Here is a 15,198-nt window from a genome sequence, read left to right as displayed (position 1 = left end):
CGAGGATGCGTCGGCCGGATTCGGCCCCTGGCCCCTCGTCGCCCCGAGCGCCCTGTCCGCCGGCCCGGGTCATGCCGTCCCCGCCGCACTCACCACGGCGCAGATCGCCCGGTCCGTGCAGGATTGGCACGACGCGGCCGCCCGCGCGGTGGCTGCCGGGTTCCGCTTCGTCGAGCTCCACGGCGCGCACGGCTACCTCCTGCACTCCTTCCTCTCCCCCGTGTCGAACCGGCGCACCGACCACTACGGGGGCAGCCCCGAGAACCGTCTGCGCTATCCGCTCGAGGTCGTCGCCGCAGTCCGCGACGCGATCGGCGGCGGCGTCCCCCTCTCGTTCCGCATCTCGTCGGTCGACGGAGCCGAGGGCGGGCTGGGCATCGACGAGACGGTCGAGGTGGCGCGTCGACTCGCCACCGCGGGCGTCGACGTGATCGACACCTCCTCGGGTGGGATCACCACCGACCGCACGGTCGACACCCGCATCCGTCGGGGCTTCGCCTTCCACGCCGACTTCTCACGCCGCATCCGCGACGAGGTCGGTGTGCGCACGGCGACCGTCGGGCTCGTCGTCGACCCGGAACAGGCCGCCCGCCTCATCCACGACGGCGACTCCGACCTGGTGCTCCTCGGGCGACAGGCGCTCGACGACCCGAACTGGCCGCACCACGCCCGCATCGCCCTGGGCGACGACACACACGAGTCCTGGGACGTGCGCTTCGGCAGCGCCCTCGGCCCCCGGGCCCGCACGCTCGCGCGCCTCGCCGCGGCAGGCGAGACCCCCCTCAGCCGCTTCGAGCGCTGACCCGGACACCTCAGCGGGCCAGCAGCTCCCGGGCGGCTCCGTCTCCGTCGAGCAGACGGTTGCGACGGCGCTGCACCCGCCATCCATCGGCCGTGCGGCGCAGCTCCCAGCGGTTCGCGCTGACCCGTTCGCCGATCCAGCGCTCGCCCTCGCGCAGCATCACGACCGAGTGCGTCACCGCCACGGCGTCGTCGCCGTCGATCTCGATGCGCGGCGCGGAGACGATGTGCGCGCACCCGCGACGCATGTACTCCACGTGCGTCGGGATCGACACGAGCGAGCGGATGTCGTCGGCCTCGAGCACCGTGTCATCGAACTGATAGGTGCCGCCCGGTGCCCACAGCGCCGCGACCGCGTCGGCATCACCGGAATCCGCAGCGGGGCCGTACCGCGCGATGAGATCGGCGATCTCGGCGCGGTCCTCCAGCACCTGCAGGCGCCGCTCCAGCGCCTCGCTCACCAGTCCTGCCAGGGGATGATCGTCTTGACCGGGGTGGACAGCATCCGCTCCCCCGCCTCGGGGAAGCCGTCCTCGACCGCGCGGAGCCGCGGGGTCACGTCGGTGGGGTCGTCTTCCAGGTACACCAGGCGGATGCGGATGCTCCCGGGCGGATCGGCCGGCGTCTCGTCGAACGGCAGCGATGAGTGCCGCTGCGGGTGGCTGTACGAGAACGTCCAGGCTCCGGCCACGCCGTCGACATCGAGCAGAGCGGGGATGAGCTCGCGGTCCTCGCGACGGTGCGCCTCGTGTGTCTCGCCCCCGTGCGGATCGGTGAACCGGGTCGCGGTGATGTGGATCCCACGGTGCGGACGGTAGGGCAGCACCTCCGGGTCGACCAGCGCCCGCGCGGCGGCGTACCCCTTGACCGGACGGAAGAACGCCAGCATCGGCCGGTGGATGCCGGGGATCAGCGGACCGCGCCCCCACTGGAACGACGCCTCGCCGAGGGCGTCCCAGGCTGCGACCGATTCGTCCACGGGATCGCGGAACCAGTACATGGCGACGAAGTCGACGGCGCCGGAAAGCGACCCGTCGGCGAGCTCGGCGTATTCCGGGCGGACATCCCACCGGTCACCCCAGGCCACGCCGGGGAGCGCGAGGTTCTCCGGACGATGGTCGAGCTGATGCCACCGGTTGTAGTCCCCATGCAGCGAGCGGTCGTCGAGGCGGACGAAGGAGAAGAAGGCGAGAGGCGCGAACACCTTGTCAGTCAAGCGTTTGCTTGGTTAGGTGTCAACACCCTCGTGGAGGAATCCTCCTCAGCGCCCCGAGACCTTGCCGAACACCTTCGCGATCGGCGCGAGCACCAGCGGGCGGGCGGCCACCCAGGCGAGCGCGATCACCACGAGCGAGAGGATGAAGACCCAGAACCCGGTCCAGGTGGCCGCATCCTGCGACGCGAACATGTGGTTCAGGTTGCGCAGGAATCCGGTGAGCATCACGAGCGCGACGTGGGCGATGATGAACGCCACGAAGTACAGCATGATCGGGAAGTGCAGCGCGCGCGCCCACTCCACCGGGTACGCCTTGGACAGCTTCTCGGCCTTCTTCGGCCACAGCCCCGACATGCGGAACCCGGTGATCGCCGCCAGCGGCGCCGCGATGAACACGGTCACGAAGTACGCGAGCTGCTGCAGGCTGTTGTAGTTGTTCCAGCCGTTCTCGTGCGGCCAGTCGAACGAGACGTACTGCAGGGCCGCCGACAGTGCGTTCGGGAAGACCTCCCAGCTCGTCGGCACGATCCGCACCCAGTGCCCGGTGACGAACAGCAGCACGACGAAGATCACGCCGTTGACGAGCCACAGGATGTCGAGCGCCTGGTGGAACCAGAGATTCAGGCTGATCTTGCCCTTCGCGTTTCCGCGCGGCGTCCAGAACACCGTCGGCCGCTTCTCGGTGCGCACCTGCAGCCCCGAGCGGATGATCAGCACGATCAGGAACATGTTGAAGAAGTGCGCCCAGTTGACCCACGGCGCGAAGCCCGGCTCGACCGCGATCGCCGGCTCGTACTCGCCGGGGAACGCCGCGAGGAAGTCCTGCATGAACGGGAAGCTCAGGAGCGCCCGCACGAAGGCGATGGCGGCGCCCGCCAGCACCCCGAGTGCCGCGGCGCCGAACAGGACCGCGATCGCCTGCGGCCAGGTCGGACGCGGGCGACCCGACGACGGAGTCTCGGCGACGTGGCGCGGAGCGCGACCTCTCCAGACGGTACGAGTCCACGGCAGCGGGGTGTCGAGGTCGGCGAGGACCGGGACGACCAGGGCGGAACCGGCGGCCGCCCCCCGGTCGTTGAGCGAGTCCGCCTCCACCACCCGGTCGTTGAGCGAGTCCGCCTCCACCACCCGGTCGTTGAGCGAGGACGGCGAAGCCGACCGAGACGAAACGTCCGCCACCGGGACAGTTCCCGCGGGCGGCCAGGCCTCCCCTCCCGCGATGCGCGGAAGCCCTCGACGGATGCTGGTGCCAGCAGACATGGAAGGTTCTGTGACTCGGGGCGTTTCGTCTCGCTGCGCTCGCTCAACGACCGGGGTCGCTCCCGACGCAATGACCGGGGCCGCGGTCGCGCTCGAGTCGGAGACCGAGGCCGTACCGACCGCGGAGCTAGCAGCACGCGCAGCAGCGGGCTGGCCAGGAAGGGCAACGTCCGCTGGAGGCCACGGCTCGCCACCCGGCACGCGCGGCAGCCCGCGACGGATACGCGATCCACCACTCACCGCGGCGTCGACAACCGGAGACGCAGCTGCGACCGGGGCACCTGCCCCTTCCGCCTCGGCGACAGCATCCGTCGTCGCCGCCACGGGGACCGGCTCGGCACCGACGTCGGCGACCGGTGCGACCGGTGCGACCGACGATTCCGCCACCGCATCCGACACCACCGCATCCGACACCACGGCATCGGCCGGGGGCCACGGCTCCCCGCCCGGCACACGCGGCAGACCGCGTCGCAGCATCCGCGTCGCCATGACTACTTCTTCCGCGCCTCGAGGGCGGCGATCACCTTCGGGACCACCGCGAACACGTCCCCGACGATGCCGAAGTCGGCGACGTCGAAGATCGGTGCCTCCGGGTCCTTGTTGATCGCGACGATGTTCTTGGAGGTCTGCATGCCCGCGCGGTGCTGGATCGCACCCGAGATGCCGAGAGCGACATACAGCTGCGGAGACACCGAGACGCCGGTCTGACCGACCTGGTGCGACTGCGGGATGTATCCCGCGTCGACGGCGGCTCTGGACGCACCGACGGCAGCGCCGAGCGCATCGGCGAGCTCTTCGACGAGCACGAACTTCTCCTTCGACGCGAGGCCGCGTCCACCGGAGACGACCCGCGTGGCTCCGCGCAGCTCGGGGCGGGAGGAGGCGACCTCGACAGCCTCGACCGGACCGGCCGTCGCGGCGACCGCGCCGGACGGGGCGACGTCGAGCACCTCGACCGAGTGCGACGGCACGGCCTCGGCGCGCGCATCCACCGCGCCCTGACGCACCGTGATCACCGGAGTGCCGAAGGTCGCGGCCGAGTCGACGAGGTATGCCCCGCCGTAGACGGAATGGTGGGCGACGACGCCCTCGTCGTCACGGGAGACGCCCACGGCATCCACCGAGAGGGCGCTCTTCGTGCGCGCCGCGAAGCGCCCGGCGACATCGCGGCCGGAGATCGAGTTCGAGATCAGCACGGCGTCGGGGCGCACCTGTGCGGCCGCGGCCTGCAGGGCATCCACGATCGGCACGGTGAGCACGGACGGGTCGCCGTCGGCGGTGAGCACGACCGATGCTCCTGCCGCAGCGGCCTGATCCACCGCGGCCGGGCTGCCACCGACGATGAGCGCCACGGGCGAGCCAATCGTCGAGGCCGCGCCGATGAGTGCCGCCGTGCTGCTCGCGACATAGCCGGACGGGTCGACGTCGATGAGGACGAGGATCGGGTTCTCGGACGAGGTCATCTCACACCAGCCTGTTCTGCACGAGGTACTCGACGAGCTTGTCGGCCGCGTCGCCTTCATCGGTGATCTTCACGCCGGCGGCCCGCGGGGGCTTCTCCGACACGGCGGTCATGATCGTCCGCGGAGCGGCGGACGGATCTGCCGAGACGTCGAGGTCGGCGAGCGAGAGCACCTCGAGGGGCTTCTTCTTCGCCGCCATGATGCCCTTGAAGTTGGGGAAGCGCGCATCGGGGAGCGCCTCGGTGATCGAGATCACCGCGGGCAACGGGGCCGAGACGGGCTGCCCGCCGGCGTCGGCGGCGCGGGTGCCGGAGACTTCGGAGTCGGTGATCTCCACGGAGCTGAGCGCGGTGGCCTGGGCGAATCCGAGGTGCTCGGCGAGCATCGCCGGGATGACGCCGCCGGAGCCGTCTGTCGACAGGTTGCCGGTGATGACGAGATCCGGCGCACCGCGGCGGATGGCCGCGGCGAGCACTTCGGCGGTGAGACCGAGGTCGGCGCCGGCGAGCTGTTCGTCGGCGATGTGCACGGCCGATGCGGCGCCGATCGCGAGCGCCCGGCGCACCGAGGCGGTCGAGCCGGCGGGAGCCATCGACAAGGCGACGACCTCCGTGCCCTCGTTCTTGTCGGCGAAGCTGAGCGCGACCTCGAGCGCCCGCTCGGTGATCTCGTCGAGGACGACATCACCGGCCGCACGATCGGCGAGTCCGGTCTCGAGATTCAGCTTGCGATCGCCATAGGTGTCCGGCACCTCTTTGACCAGGACGAAGATCTTCATCGAATGCTCCTCACGACAGCCCGAGTCTATCCGCATCGGGCTCTATGTAGCCAAAAACGGAGGTAATCACGGTTAGGAGCCGCCGTTTCCGCCGACAATGTATACATACTCCACACTGCGGCGGCCGTGCGCGCCGCGGTCCCCCCGTCCTCCCCCGCCGGTACCGTAGAGACGTGACCCGACCCCGCCCTCTCCCCGTGGACCCGCTCGCCGAAGCCAAGCGGCAGTGGCTCGCTCACGGATGGACGGATGCCGCCGACGGCATGGCCGTCGTCACCTCGGTCATGCGGGCCCAGCAGCTGTTGCTCGCCCGGGTCGATGCGGCGCTGAAGCCGTTCGCGCTCAGCTTCGCCCGGTTCGAGGTGCTGCGCCTGCTGGCGTTCAGCCGCGCCGGCCGCCTCCCCCTGTCGAGCGTGGTCGCCCGCCTCCAGGTGCATCCGACCACGGTGACCAGCACGGCGGAACGCCTGGTCCGCGACGGGCTCATCGCCAGGGAGCCGCATCCGCACGACGGACGCGCCGCACTCCTCGCACTCACGGATGCCGGTCGAGAGCTGGTCGAACGGGCCACCCAGGCGCTGAACTCCGAGGTCTTCGCCGACCCCGGCATGAGCCGCGACGACGCGGCCGAGCTCGTCGCGATCGTCGCCCGCCTGCGCAAGGACGCCGGAGACTTCGCCGATCCGCGTCCACAGCCCGACGCCCTCTGACATGGCGCGGTTCGCGCTCGAGACGGTCGTCGCGGCCCCGCCGGCCGAGGTGTTCGCCGCCTCGCTCGACCCCGGGCTCCACGTGAAGAGCATGGCCCGGTACGGCGAGACGATGATCGAAGCACCGTCAAGCGGGGTCTTCACCGAGGGCTCGACGGCGACGTGGCGGGCGCGCCACTTCGGCATCCCCTTCCGCCTGCGGTCGATCGTGTTCGACGTCGATCCCCCGCGCGGGTTCTCGGACCGCCAGATCGCCGGCCCCTTCCGGGATTTCCTGCACGAGCACCGGTTCGAGGAGCATCCGGCCGGCACGCTCATGCACGACACCGTCACGTTCCGCTCGCCGTTCGGCCCGCTCGGCCGCGTTGTCGATGCGATGTTCCTGCGCGCGTACATGCGCCGACTGATCGTGGAGCGCAACGCGATCCTGGCCGCCGAATTCGAGGCTCCCGGGCGTACTCTTTCGGCATGAGCGAACTGCGGCTGCACACCGTCCTCACCGGCCGCGGCCCCGCTGCGGCGATCCTGCTCACGGACGAGCAGGTCGCGTCGCTCGGTGCCGGCAAGGCCTTCCCCGTCGCCGTCACCATCGGCGGACGCACGGCGCGGCTTCGCGTGGCCCGCATAGGCAGCGAGAACATGATCGGCTTCAGCAAAGCCGTGCGCGCCGACCTCGGACTCGAGATCGGGCAGGAGGTCGATGCCGTGATCCGCGTGGATTCGGCCGAGCGCACGGTCGACGTTCCGCCCGAGCTCGCCACTGCTCTGGATGCCGACCCCGGGGTGCGCGCCGCTTTCGACGCCCTGTCCTACTCCGTCCGCAAGGAGCACGCGCGCTCCGTCGCCGAAGCGAAGCAGGACGCGACGCGCGAGCGCCGCATCACGAAGATCGTCGACACCCTCCGCGACTGACCGCCCCTCGAGTCCCGCGCTCATCAGGTCAGCGGATCAGCGGATCAGCGGTTCCGGAAGTCGGGCGACCGCTTCTCCCGGAAGGCCGACATGCCCTCCTTCTGGTCTGCGGTGTCGAACAGCGCGGCGAAAGCCTGCTTCTCGTGGGCGAGACCTTCGGCCAGAGTCGTCTCCATCGCGGCGTCGAGTGCGGCCTTCGCGGCGTACACCGACGGGAGCGACTTCGAGGCGATCGTGTCGGACAGCTTCGTCGCCTCGGCGAGGAGATCGGATGCCGGCACGACCCGGGACACGAGCCCGGCGCGTTCCGCCTCCTCCGCTCCCATGAAGCGCCCGGACAGCACGAGTTCCGCCGCCTTGTAATAGCCGACCGCGCGGATCAGGCGCTGCGTGCCGCCCATTCCGGGGATGACGCCGAGGTTGATCTCGGGCTGACCGAACTTCGCGTTGTCGGCGGCCAGGATGATGTCGCACATCATCGCCAACTCGCACCCGCCGCCGAGGGCGAACCCGGAGACGGCCGCGATCACCGGGGTGCGCACAGCCGCGAACTGATGCCAGACGCCGAAGTGGTCCGTCTCGAGCATCTCCGCAGCGGACATGCCCTCCATCTCCTTGATGTCGGCACCGGCAGCGAAAGCCTTCTCCGAGCCGGTGACCACGATGGCTCCCACGCCCTCGTCGGCATCGAAAGCGACGGCGGCGGCGGTGACCTCCTCCGCAAGCCGGCTGTTCAGCGCGTTCAGCGCCTCAGGACGGTTCAGGGTGATCCACCCGACCCGTCCGCGCTGCTCGACCAGGATCGTCTCGTACTCGGTCATATCGCCCTCTCCGTCGAAGTACCGATCATCACACGACGCCGTCGCGGATGTCGGTGATGATGCCGGAGAAGTCCCGGGACGCACCGTCGCCGGCGGCGAAGGCGGCGTACAGTTCCTGAGCGAGCCGGCCCATGCGTGCGTCGGTCGAGGTCTGCTCGATGGCCTGCAGCGCGAGGCCGAGGTCCTTCGCCATGAGCGCCCCCGCGAAGCCGGGCTGATAGTCGCGGTTGGCCGGGCTCGTGGGCACAGGCCCGGGAACAGGGCAGTTGGTGGTGATCGACCAGCACTGTCCGGATGCCTGCGAGACGACGTCGAACAGCGCCTGGTGCTCGAGCCCGAGCCGCTCCCCCAGCACGAAGGCCTCGGCGACGGCGATCTGCGAGACCGCGAGCACCATGTTGTTGCAGACCTTCGCCGCCTGGCCGAGCCCGGGGCCACCGCAGTGCACGATGCGCGCGCCCATGACCTCCAGCAGCGGGAGCGCCGCGGCGAAGTCGTCGTCGGATCCGCCCACCATGAACGCGAGGGTGCCGTTCTCTGCCCCGACGACTCCGCCCGAGACCGGGGCGTCGACGTTGCGGTGTCCCGCGGCGAGCGCCAGTGCGTGGGCCGCGCGGGCCTCGTCGACCGCGATGGTGGACGACTCGATGAAAAGGGTGTCCGGTCGCGCGGCCGCGAGCAGCTCCGTGCGATACGCCTCGATCACGTGCTTCCCCGCGGGGAACATCGTGATGACGACATCCGCATGCGCCACGGCATCCGCCCCGCTCGCCGCCACGGGGATGCCGGCAGCCTGCGCCGCCTCGATGGCCGCGGGCACGAGATCGAAGCCGTGCACCTCATGGCCGGCGGCGACGAGGTTCTTCGCCATCGGCAGGCCCATGTGTCCGAGGCCGAGAAAAGCGACGACCGCTTTCGAGGACGACACGGTCATGATGCGCTCCGCATCGAGCTCGAACCCGCGGGTCGCAGCATCTCGCGTCCGACGATCAGTCGCATGATCTCGTTCGTCCCCTCCAGGATCTGGTGCACCCGCAGGTCGCGGACGACCCGCTCGATCCCGTAGTCCTGCAGATACCCGTAGCCGCCGTGCAGCTGCAGCGCCCGGTTGGCGACGTCGAAGCCGGCGTCGGTGGCGAAGCGCTTGGCCATCGCGCAGCGCATGGTCGCGTCGGGCGCCTGCTCGTCGACGGCCTGGGCACCGTCGCGCACCATCAGCCGGGCCGCGTGCAGTTCGGTGCGCATGTCGGCGATCGCGAACAGGATCGCCTGCTTCTCGGCGAGCGGCTCGCCGAACGCGACCCGCTCGTGCACGTACCGCACCGCCTTGTCGAGTGCCCACTCCGCGCCGCCGAGCGAGCAGGCGGCGATGTTGAGGCGTCCGCCGTTGAGCGCCGACATCGCGATCGCGAACCCCCGCCCCTCGTCGCCGAGCATCGCGGATGCCGGGACACGGACGCCGTCGAAGATCACCTGGCGGGTCGGCTGCGCATGCCAGCCCATCTTCTTCTCGAGCGGGCCGAAGCTCAGCCCCTCGGCGTCGCCGGGAACCAGGAATGCGCTGATACCGCGGGCGCCGGGCTCCCCCGTGCGGGCCATCACGACGTACACGGCGGCCTCGCCGGCACCGGAGATGAACTGCTTCATCCCGGTGAGCACGAAGTCGTCGCCGTCGCGGACCGCACTGGTCGCGACGTTGGCGGCATCGGAGCCGACGCCCGGCTCGGTGAGGCAGTAGCCGCCGAACTCCTGCATCGCGGTGAGCGGCGGCAGCCACGTCTCGCGCTGCGTGTCGTCGCCGTAGGTGTCGATCATCCACACGACCATGTTGTGGATCGAGATGTACGCGGCGACCGCCGGGTCGCCCTTGGCGAGTTCCTCGAAGATCGCGACGGTGTCGCTGCGACTGAGGCCGGCACCGCCGAAGTCCTCGCGCACATAGATGCCGCCGAGCCCCAGCTCTCCGCCGCGATTCAGCGACTCGCGCGGGAAGAGGTGCTTCTCGTCGCGCTCGGCGGCGAAGGGGGCGAGCTCGGCCTCGGCGAACTCGCGGACGGCGCTGAGGATCGCCTCGCGCTCCTCGGCGGTGGTGGTGACGGTGGTCATGGTCATCGCTTGTCCTTGTGGGATCTCGTGCCGGAACGTGGGGGTCAGTGCATGGTGGGGATGACGAAGCTGGCTCCGTCGCGGATGCCCGCCGCGGGCCAACGACTCGTCACCGTCTTGGTCTTCGTGTAGAAGCGGAAGGCGTCGGTGCCGTGCTGGTTGAGGTCGCCGAAGCCACTGCGCTTCCAGCCGCCGAACGTGTAGTAGGCGATCGGGACGGGGATCGGGACGTTCACGCCGACCATCCCGACCTCGACGCGTGCCGCGAAGTCGCGGGCGGCATCGCCGTCACGGGTGAAGATCGCGACGCCGTTTCCGTACTCGTGCTCGGATGCCATCCGCAGCGCCTCTTCGTAGTCGGCGGCGCGGGCGATCACCAGCACCGGGCCGAAGATCTCCTCGCGGTAGATCGCCATGTCGGTGGTGACGTGGTCGAACAGGGTCGGTCCGAGGTAGAAGCCCTCCTCGTGCCCCTCGACGACGAACCCGCGGCCGTCGGCGAGCAGCGTCGCACCCTCGTCGATGCCCTGCTGGATGTAGCCCTCGACCCGCTCGACAGCCGCCCGCGTGACGAGGGGTCCGTAGTCGACATCGGTCGCGAGAGAGGGCCCGATACGCAGTTGCGCCACACGCTCGGTGAGCTTGGCGGCGAGAGCATCAGCCGTCTCCTGCCCGACCGGGACCGCGACCGAGATCGCCATGCACCGCTCGCCTGCTGAGCCGTATCCGGAACCGATCAGCGCGTCGACGGCCTGGTCGAGGTCGGCGTCCGGCATCACGATCATGTGGTTCTTCGCGCCGCCGAAGCACTGGGCCCGCTTACCGTGCGCCGTCGCGGTCGCGTAGATGTACTCGGCGATGGGCGTGGAGCCGACGAACCCGACGGCGCGGATGCGGTCGTCGGTGAGCAGTGTGTCGACGGCCTCCTTGTCGCCGTGCACGACGTTGAGCACTCCTGCCGGCAGCCCGGCCTCGAGGAACAGCTCGGCGATGTGCACCGGCACGGAGGGGTCACGCTCACTGGGCTTGAGCACGACCGCGTTGCCCGCGGCGAGCGCGGGGCCGGCCTTCCACAGCGGGATCATCGCGGGGAAGTTGAAGGGCGTGATCGCGGCGACCACCCCGAGCGGCTGACGCATCGAGTAGACGTCGATGCCGGTACCGGCACCCGTCGAGTACTCGCCCTTCAGCAGATGCGGCGCTCCGGCGGAGAACTCGATGACCTCGAGTCCGCGCTGGATGTCGCCCTTCGCGTCGTCGACCGTCTTGCCGTGCTCACTCGCCAGCAATTCGGCCAGCGAGGTCATCTCGCGCTGCACCAGGTCGAGGAACCGCAGCAGCACGCGGGCCCGCTTCTGGGGATTGGTCGTGGCCCACGCGACCTGCGCCTCTTCGGCGTTCGCGATCACGCGGCGCACCTCGTCGGCGGAGGCCAGCGGCACACGCGCCTGCACGGCACCCGTGCTCGGATCGAACACGTCGGCGAAGCGACCGGAGTCGGGGGTGAGAAGCGATCCGCCCACGAAGTGCGGGATAGTACGAGTCATTGTGTGACGTCCCTTCGTGCCGTCGTTGGCACATTGGGGAGTTTACTCGGAGGGCCGGATATTTACTAGGACACCCTTGTATTTTCGGTCGATCCGAGAATGCCCCGGATCGTGGTTGTTCGCGCCCCGTTCACCGCCGCGTCATCTCGCCCGGGTACAACTGCAGGTGCGCGGACAGAGACTCAGACCGGATCGGGTGTCACGTCTACCGCGCGCACGGTGAGCACTCTCGCTCCCGTCGCGGCGCCCACGCCGCGAGACCCCCGCCGAATCGGGTCGGCGGGGGTCCTCTCCGTCCGGGCCGGAAGCGGCCTGCAGCCCTCCGCATCCGAATTAGAATCGACGATGCGCTGCCACCCCTGGCGCATCCGCTTCGGCGTCCCGACCCCGGCCGCCCGTTCCCCGAGGACCGCACCATGTCCGAACCCCTCACCGTGTCCATCCGCCGCGAAGTCGACCCCGAGCGCATCGTCGAGGCGACCGCCTGGGTGCAGACGGGCGTAAACCTCGCGACGAAGTATCCGGGCTTCCTCGGATCGGGCTGGGTGCGTGCCGGCGAGGATTCGCAGGTGTGGCACATGCTGTACCGCTTCGCGAGCGAGGACTCGCTCACCGCGTGGGAGCAGTCGGCCGAGCGGGCCTGGTGGCTCTCGATGGGCGAGGGCTTCGTGCGCAGCGAGCGCTCCAAGCGGCGCACCGGGATCGAAGGCTGGTTCGACGAGCCGACCACCGGGACCATCACGCTCCCCACAGCCGACGGCACCACCGAGACGGTCACCGTCGCCCCCGCTCCCCCGCGGTGGAAGCAGGCGACCTCGATCTGGCTCGGGTTCTTCCCGGTGAACCTCGCGTTCACCTACGCGATGAGCCCCGTTCCCGGATGGAACGAGCTGCCGATCTGGCTGCGCGTGCTCGTCACGACCCTCGTGCTGACGCCGATCATGGCCTACTGGGTACTCCCCTTCGTCACCCGTTCGCTGCGGAACTGGCTCGCGCGCTGAAGCCCTCCCTGGCGCCCGGCAATCAGGCGACGGCGGCTCGAAGCGCCCGATCGATCTCGGCGACGGCATCGGTGAGGGGACCGGGTCGGCGCACCACATAGAGCGTGTTGATCGGCGGATCGTCGGTCTCTCGCAGCACGACCAGCCGCCCGTCGGCGAGCTCCTCGCTGATCAGGTAGGTCGGCAGCACGGTCGCCCCCGCGCCAGCGACGGCTGCCGCGGCGAGCGCCCGCAGGTCGGGAACGATCAGCGCCGGTTCTCGGTCGAGCCGCACGCCGAACACGTGCCGCCAGTACCGCCGCAGGATCGGTACATCGTGCGCGTAGGCGAGAAGCGGGACGGACTCGAGGTCGCTCGGCGCGATCGCGGCCCGGGGCGCGAGCCCGAGGGACGGCGCGGCGACGAGGACGAACTCCTCATCGACGAGAGCGGCAGCCGGAAGTGCGCGCCCCTTCGGGCGGACGGCGGAGACCACGAGGTCGAGGCTGCCGGTGCGCAGGTGCTCGAGCAGCTCGTCCGCCAGCCCCGTCGTCACCGCGATCCGCCGACCGTCGGCGACCATCGATGCCAGCGCCCGCATCCCCACGCGTTCGATGAACTCCGCCGCCCCGCCGATGCGCACCGGCGGCGCCTCTGCGGGTGGCGGGTTCCCGAGCGCCAGCGCGAGCGCGTCGAGGGGGCCCGAGAGGCGCGCGGCCAGGTCATCCGCTCGCGGCGTGGAACGGATGCCCCTGGCGTGCCGGACGAACAGCGGTGCACCCACGCTGCGCTCCAGCGCCTGCAACTGGGTCGTGACGGATGACTGCGCGAGCCCCAGCGTCCGGGCTGCCGCAGAAACCGACCCGGACCGGTGTGCGGCGAGGAACGTCCGCCAGAGCGCGAGATCGCGCAAGCCATCGTCATTCCGATCGGTCATATCGAGAATGTATCGGAATCGGTGACGATGAGGGGCGGTTGTCCCCCGTATCCGCATCCCACGGCATCCGCCGTCCGACCCTCTGGAGCACGCATGTCCTCAGTTCTCTTCGTCGTCACCGGCGCCCGCACCTGGACCCTCACGGACGGCACCGAGCACCCGACCGGCTACTGGGCCGAGGAACTGCTCACCCCCTACCGCGCACTTCGCGATGCGGGCCACTCCGTCTCGTTCGCAACCCCCGGTGGCGTCGCTCCGGTCGCCGACGCCGGGAGCCTCACCGAAGGCGACGCCGAGTCGATCGCCGCGATCGACGGGCTCGCCACCCCTCTGGTGCTGGCCGACATCGATCCCTCCGCCTACGACGCCGTCTACTACCCCGGCGGCCACGGTCCGATGCAGGACCTCGCGATCGACGAGGACTCCGCCGCGCTGATCACCGCGACGCTCGCCGCCGGACGCCCGCTCGCAGCCGTCTGCCACGGTCTCGCGGCTCTGCTCCCGGCGCGTACGGCGGCAGGGGAATCGCCTCGCCGTGGAGCGATCACACCGTGGTCGACGGGCTCCTCATCACCGGCCAGAACCCGCAGTCCTCGGCATCCGCGGCTCTGGCGCTCGTCGCCGCACTCGCCTGATCGAAACCGGCGCCGCGACCTGCGCGGCGCCGGTTCCGACCGTTTTCCACGCCCGCTCCTCCCGCACACGGCGAGGCCTGCCGGTACGGTGAGCGCATGCGATCGACCCCCCGCGCCCTCCGCGTCGCTCTCGCCGCAGTCGCGGCGATCAACCTCGTGTCCGCACTGATCGGAATGGTCGGGCTGACGGTCGGCGGAGGAATGGGGCTGCCGCCGGAGTGGCTCGAGGGCAGCGTCTTCCACTCCTACGTCTGGCCGGGGATCATCCTGGGTATCGTCGTCGGCGGAATGCAGGCACTGGCTCTCGTCGCGCAGTTCGGACGATTCGCTCTCGCGTGGGGGCTGCACGCCGCCGCCGGCCTCACCATGATGATCTGGATCTTCGTGGAGATCGCGGTGCTCCTCGAGTGGTCGCCGCTGCACGGCATCTTCTTCGCGACCGGCCTCGTCCAGACCGTGCTCGCCGTGCTGGCACTGGGCGCTCGGCCTCGACCGTTGTTCGCGCGCGACATCAGGGACCACTGATGGCGGTACCCGCGTCGAAGGACGAGCTGCTCACCGCGATCCGGACGGAGTATGCCCGCCTGCGCGCCGACCTCGATCGGGTGCCGACGGACTCCGCCCGCGAACTCGCGCTGCCCGGTCACGTCAAGGACACCATGATGAGTCCGGCCGACCTTCTCGCGTACCTGATCGGTTGGAACGAGCAGGTCCTCACCTGGCATGAGCGTCGCACCGCCGGGCTCCCCGACGAGCTACCGGCCGTCGACTTCGGCTGGAGTGACCTCGGCGCCTTGGCTCAGCGCTTCTACCGCGACCACGAGGGCGAGTCCTGGGCAGAGTTGCGCGCACACCTCGACGACGCAGAGCAGCGGATCGAAGCCCTCGTCTTGAGTCGCTCGGACGAGGAGCTCTACAGCGCCCCGTGGTATCGCACCTGGACGATGGGTCGCATGATCTCGCTCAACACCTCATCGCCCTACCGGAACGCCCGCGGCCGCATCCGCCGCTGGCTCCGGACGCTCTGAGCGC

18 protein-coding genes are annotated in these 15,198 nt (G+C 70.2%); 8 read left to right on the top strand and 10 right to left on the bottom strand.

What is annotated here, in order from left to right; translation table 11 throughout:
• The coding region (locus GZ67_RS0113260; protein ID WP_156036634.1) for an oxidoreductase at nucleotides 1–802 on the top strand (802 nt) is incomplete at its 5' end.
• Between the two features lie 10 nt (nucleotides 803–812).
• On the opposite strand, the gene GZ67_RS0113255 is transcribed toward GZ67_RS0113260, so the two are convergent.
• The 5 genes from GZ67_RS0113255 to GZ67_RS0113235 all read right to left on the bottom strand — a co-directional run bounded on the left by GZ67_RS0113255 (nucleotide 813) and on the right by GZ67_RS0113235 (nucleotide 5,518).
• A complete protein-coding gene (locus GZ67_RS0113255) occupies nucleotides 813–1,262 on the bottom strand; it encodes a nuclear transport factor 2 family protein (protein WP_051662530.1) in 450 nt (149 codons plus the stop codon).
• A complete protein-coding gene (locus GZ67_RS0113250) occupies nucleotides 1,259–2,005 on the bottom strand; it encodes a hypothetical protein (protein ID WP_029263931.1) in 747 nt (248 codons plus the stop codon). Before GZ67_RS0113250 ends, GZ67_RS0113255 begins: the two co-directional genes overlap by 4 nt.
• 57 nt (nucleotides 2,006–2,062) lie before the next feature.
• Nucleotides 2,063–3,277 (bottom strand): cytochrome b/b6 domain-containing protein, encoded by a 1,215-nt coding sequence (locus GZ67_RS0113245; protein WP_231481804.1) that lies wholly within the window; start codon nucleotides 3,275–3,277, stop codon nucleotides 2,063–2,065.
• Nucleotides 3,278–3,768: 491 nt separating this feature from the next.
• Nucleotides 3,769–4,740, bottom strand: a complete 972-nt coding sequence (locus GZ67_RS0113240) for an electron transfer flavoprotein subunit alpha/FixB family protein (RefSeq protein ID WP_029263929.1) — start codon at nucleotides 4,738–4,740, stop codon at nucleotides 3,769–3,771.
• 1 nt (nucleotide 4,741) lies between these two features.
• The gene (locus GZ67_RS0113235; RefSeq protein WP_029263928.1) at nucleotides 4,742–5,518 is read right to left on the bottom strand and encodes an electron transfer flavoprotein subunit beta/FixA family protein; all 777 of its coding nucleotides are present in this window, start codon (nucleotides 5,516–5,518) and stop codon (nucleotides 4,742–4,744) included.
• A gap of 173 nt (nucleotides 5,519–5,691) precedes the next feature.
• On the opposite strand from GZ67_RS0113235, the gene GZ67_RS0113230 reads away from it, so the two are divergent.
• From GZ67_RS0113230 to GZ67_RS0113220, 3 genes are read left to right on the top strand one after another with little or no spacing between them, the layout of a single operon-like run.
• Nucleotides 5,692–6,228, top strand: a complete 537-nt coding sequence (locus GZ67_RS0113230) for a MarR family winged helix-turn-helix transcriptional regulator (protein WP_029263927.1) — start codon at nucleotides 5,692–5,694, stop codon at nucleotides 6,226–6,228.
• Nucleotide 6,229: 1 nt separating this feature from the next.
• Nucleotides 6,230–6,700 (top strand): SRPBCC family protein, encoded by a 471-nt coding sequence (locus GZ67_RS0113225; RefSeq protein WP_036304261.1) that lies wholly within the window; start codon nucleotides 6,230–6,232, stop codon nucleotides 6,698–6,700.
• A complete protein-coding gene (locus GZ67_RS0113220; protein WP_029263925.1) occupies nucleotides 6,697–7,140 on the top strand; it encodes a YdeI/OmpD-associated family protein in 444 nt (147 codons plus the stop codon). The genes GZ67_RS0113225 and GZ67_RS0113220 overlap by 4 nt, the downstream gene beginning before the upstream one ends.
• Before the next feature lie 44 nt (nucleotides 7,141–7,184).
• Here the strand turns inward: GZ67_RS0113220 and GZ67_RS0113215 are convergent, their stop codons facing one another.
• The 4 genes from GZ67_RS0113215 to GZ67_RS0113200 are packed head-to-tail and all read right to left on the bottom strand — an operon-like array spanning nucleotide 7,185 to nucleotide 11,614.
• Nucleotides 7,185–7,961: an enoyl-CoA hydratase-related protein gene (locus tag GZ67_RS0113215; protein ID WP_029263924.1), complete on the bottom strand. Its 777-nt coding sequence runs from the start codon at nucleotides 7,959–7,961 to the stop codon at nucleotides 7,185–7,187.
• A gap of 28 nt (nucleotides 7,962–7,989) precedes the next feature.
• Nucleotides 7,990–8,895, bottom strand: coding sequence for a 3-hydroxyisobutyrate dehydrogenase (gene mmsB / locus GZ67_RS0113210; protein WP_029263923.1), 906 nt, complete (start codon nucleotides 8,893–8,895; stop codon nucleotides 7,990–7,992).
• A complete protein-coding gene (locus GZ67_RS0113205) occupies nucleotides 8,892–10,073 on the bottom strand; it encodes an acyl-CoA dehydrogenase family protein (RefSeq protein ID WP_029263922.1) in 1,182 nt (393 codons plus the stop codon). Before GZ67_RS0113205 ends, mmsB begins: the two co-directional genes overlap by 4 nt.
• A 38-nt stretch (nucleotides 10,074–10,111) precedes the next feature.
• A complete protein-coding gene (locus tag GZ67_RS0113200; protein ID WP_029263921.1) occupies nucleotides 10,112–11,614 on the bottom strand; it encodes a CoA-acylating methylmalonate-semialdehyde dehydrogenase in 1,503 nt (500 codons plus the stop codon).
• Nucleotides 11,615–12,030: 416 nt separating this feature from the next.
• Here GZ67_RS0113200 and GZ67_RS0113195 point away from each other — a divergent pair, with 416 nt between their 5' ends.
• A complete protein-coding gene (locus tag GZ67_RS0113195; protein WP_029263920.1) occupies nucleotides 12,031–12,615 on the top strand; it encodes an antibiotic biosynthesis monooxygenase in 585 nt (194 codons plus the stop codon).
• Nucleotides 12,616–12,637: 22 nt separating this feature from the next.
• Here the strand turns inward: GZ67_RS0113195 and GZ67_RS0113190 are convergent, their stop codons facing one another.
• Nucleotides 12,638–13,531, bottom strand: a complete 894-nt coding sequence (locus GZ67_RS0113190) for a LysR family transcriptional regulator (RefSeq protein ID WP_029263919.1) — start codon at nucleotides 13,529–13,531, stop codon at nucleotides 12,638–12,640.
• Nucleotides 13,532–13,624: 93 nt separating this feature from the next.
• Here GZ67_RS0113190 and GZ67_RS19835 point away from each other — a divergent pair, with 93 nt between their 5' ends.
• From GZ67_RS19835 to GZ67_RS0113175, 3 genes are read left to right on the top strand one after another with little or no spacing between them, the layout of a single operon-like run.
• On the top strand, nucleotides 13,625–14,335 hold the full coding sequence (locus GZ67_RS19835; protein ID WP_051662529.1) for a DJ-1/PfpI family protein: 711 nt from the start codon (nucleotides 13,625–13,627) through the stop codon (nucleotides 14,333–14,335).
• Nucleotides 14,263–14,691, top strand: coding sequence for a hypothetical protein (locus tag GZ67_RS0113180; RefSeq protein ID WP_197021081.1), 429 nt, complete (start codon nucleotides 14,263–14,265; stop codon nucleotides 14,689–14,691). Before GZ67_RS19835 ends, GZ67_RS0113180 begins: the two co-directional genes overlap by 73 nt.
• Nucleotides 14,691–15,194 (top strand): ClbS/DfsB family four-helix bundle protein, encoded by a 504-nt coding sequence (locus GZ67_RS0113175; RefSeq protein ID WP_029263917.1) that lies wholly within the window; start codon nucleotides 14,691–14,693, stop codon nucleotides 15,192–15,194. Before GZ67_RS0113180 ends, GZ67_RS0113175 begins: the two co-directional genes overlap by 1 nt.
• The last annotated feature ends 4 nt before the right edge of the window (nucleotides 15,195–15,198 follow it).

Source organism: Microbacterium sp. Cr-K20 (assembly GCF_000708325.1).
Lineage (GTDB): Bacteria > Actinomycetota > Actinomycetes > Actinomycetales > Microbacteriaceae > Microbacterium.
The sequence above is the reverse complement of the archived record's forward strand: the minus strand, read 5'-3'. Positions and strand labels throughout refer to the sequence as shown.

Excerpts from the sequence above, each read along its gene's own strand:
- GZ67_RS0113240 (WP_029263929.1), bottom strand. The coding sequence starts at position 4,740 with ATGACCTCGTCCGAGAACCCGATCCTCGTCCTCATCGACGTCGACCCG.
- mmsB (WP_029263923.1), bottom strand. The coding sequence starts at position 8,895 with ATGACCGTGTCGTCCTCGAAAGCGGTCGTCGCTTTTCTCGGCCTCGGA.
- GZ67_RS0113225 (WP_036304261.1), top strand. The coding sequence starts at position 6,230 with ATGGCGCGGTTCGCGCTCGAGACGGTCGTCGCGGCCCCGCCGGCCGAG.
- GZ67_RS19835 (WP_051662529.1), top strand. The coding sequence starts at position 13,625 with ATGTCCTCAGTTCTCTTCGTCGTCACCGGCGCCCGCACCTGGACCCTC.
- GZ67_RS0113195 (WP_029263920.1), top strand. The coding sequence starts at position 12,031 with ATGTCCGAACCCCTCACCGTGTCCATCCGCCGCGAAGTCGACCCCGAG.
- GZ67_RS0113235 (WP_029263928.1), bottom strand. The coding sequence starts at position 5,518 with ATGAAGATCTTCGTCCTGGTCAAAGAGGTGCCGGACACCTATGGCGAT.
- GZ67_RS0113205 (WP_029263922.1), bottom strand. The coding sequence starts at position 10,073 with ATGACCATGACCACCGTCACCACCACCGCCGAGGAGCGCGAGGCGATC.
- GZ67_RS0113175 (WP_029263917.1), top strand. The coding sequence starts at position 14,691 with ATGGCGGTACCCGCGTCGAAGGACGAGCTGCTCACCGCGATCCGGACG.
- GZ67_RS0113215 (WP_029263924.1), bottom strand. The coding sequence starts at position 7,961 with ATGACCGAGTACGAGACGATCCTGGTCGAGCAGCGCGGACGGGTCGGG.
- GZ67_RS0113245 (WP_231481804.1), bottom strand. The coding sequence starts at position 3,277 with ATGTCTGCTGGCACCAGCATCCGTCGAGGGCTTCCGCGCATCGCGGGA.
- GZ67_RS0113180 (WP_197021081.1), top strand. The coding sequence starts at position 14,263 with ATGCGATCGACCCCCCGCGCCCTCCGCGTCGCTCTCGCCGCAGTCGCG.
- GZ67_RS0113200 (WP_029263921.1), bottom strand. The coding sequence starts at position 11,614 with ATGACTCGTACTATCCCGCACTTCGTGGGCGGATCGCTTCTCACCCCC.
- GZ67_RS0113190 (WP_029263919.1), bottom strand. The coding sequence starts at position 13,531 with ATGACCGATCGGAATGACGATGGCTTGCGCGATCTCGCGCTCTGGCGG.
- GZ67_RS0113220 (WP_029263925.1), top strand. The coding sequence starts at position 6,697 with ATGAGCGAACTGCGGCTGCACACCGTCCTCACCGGCCGCGGCCCCGCT.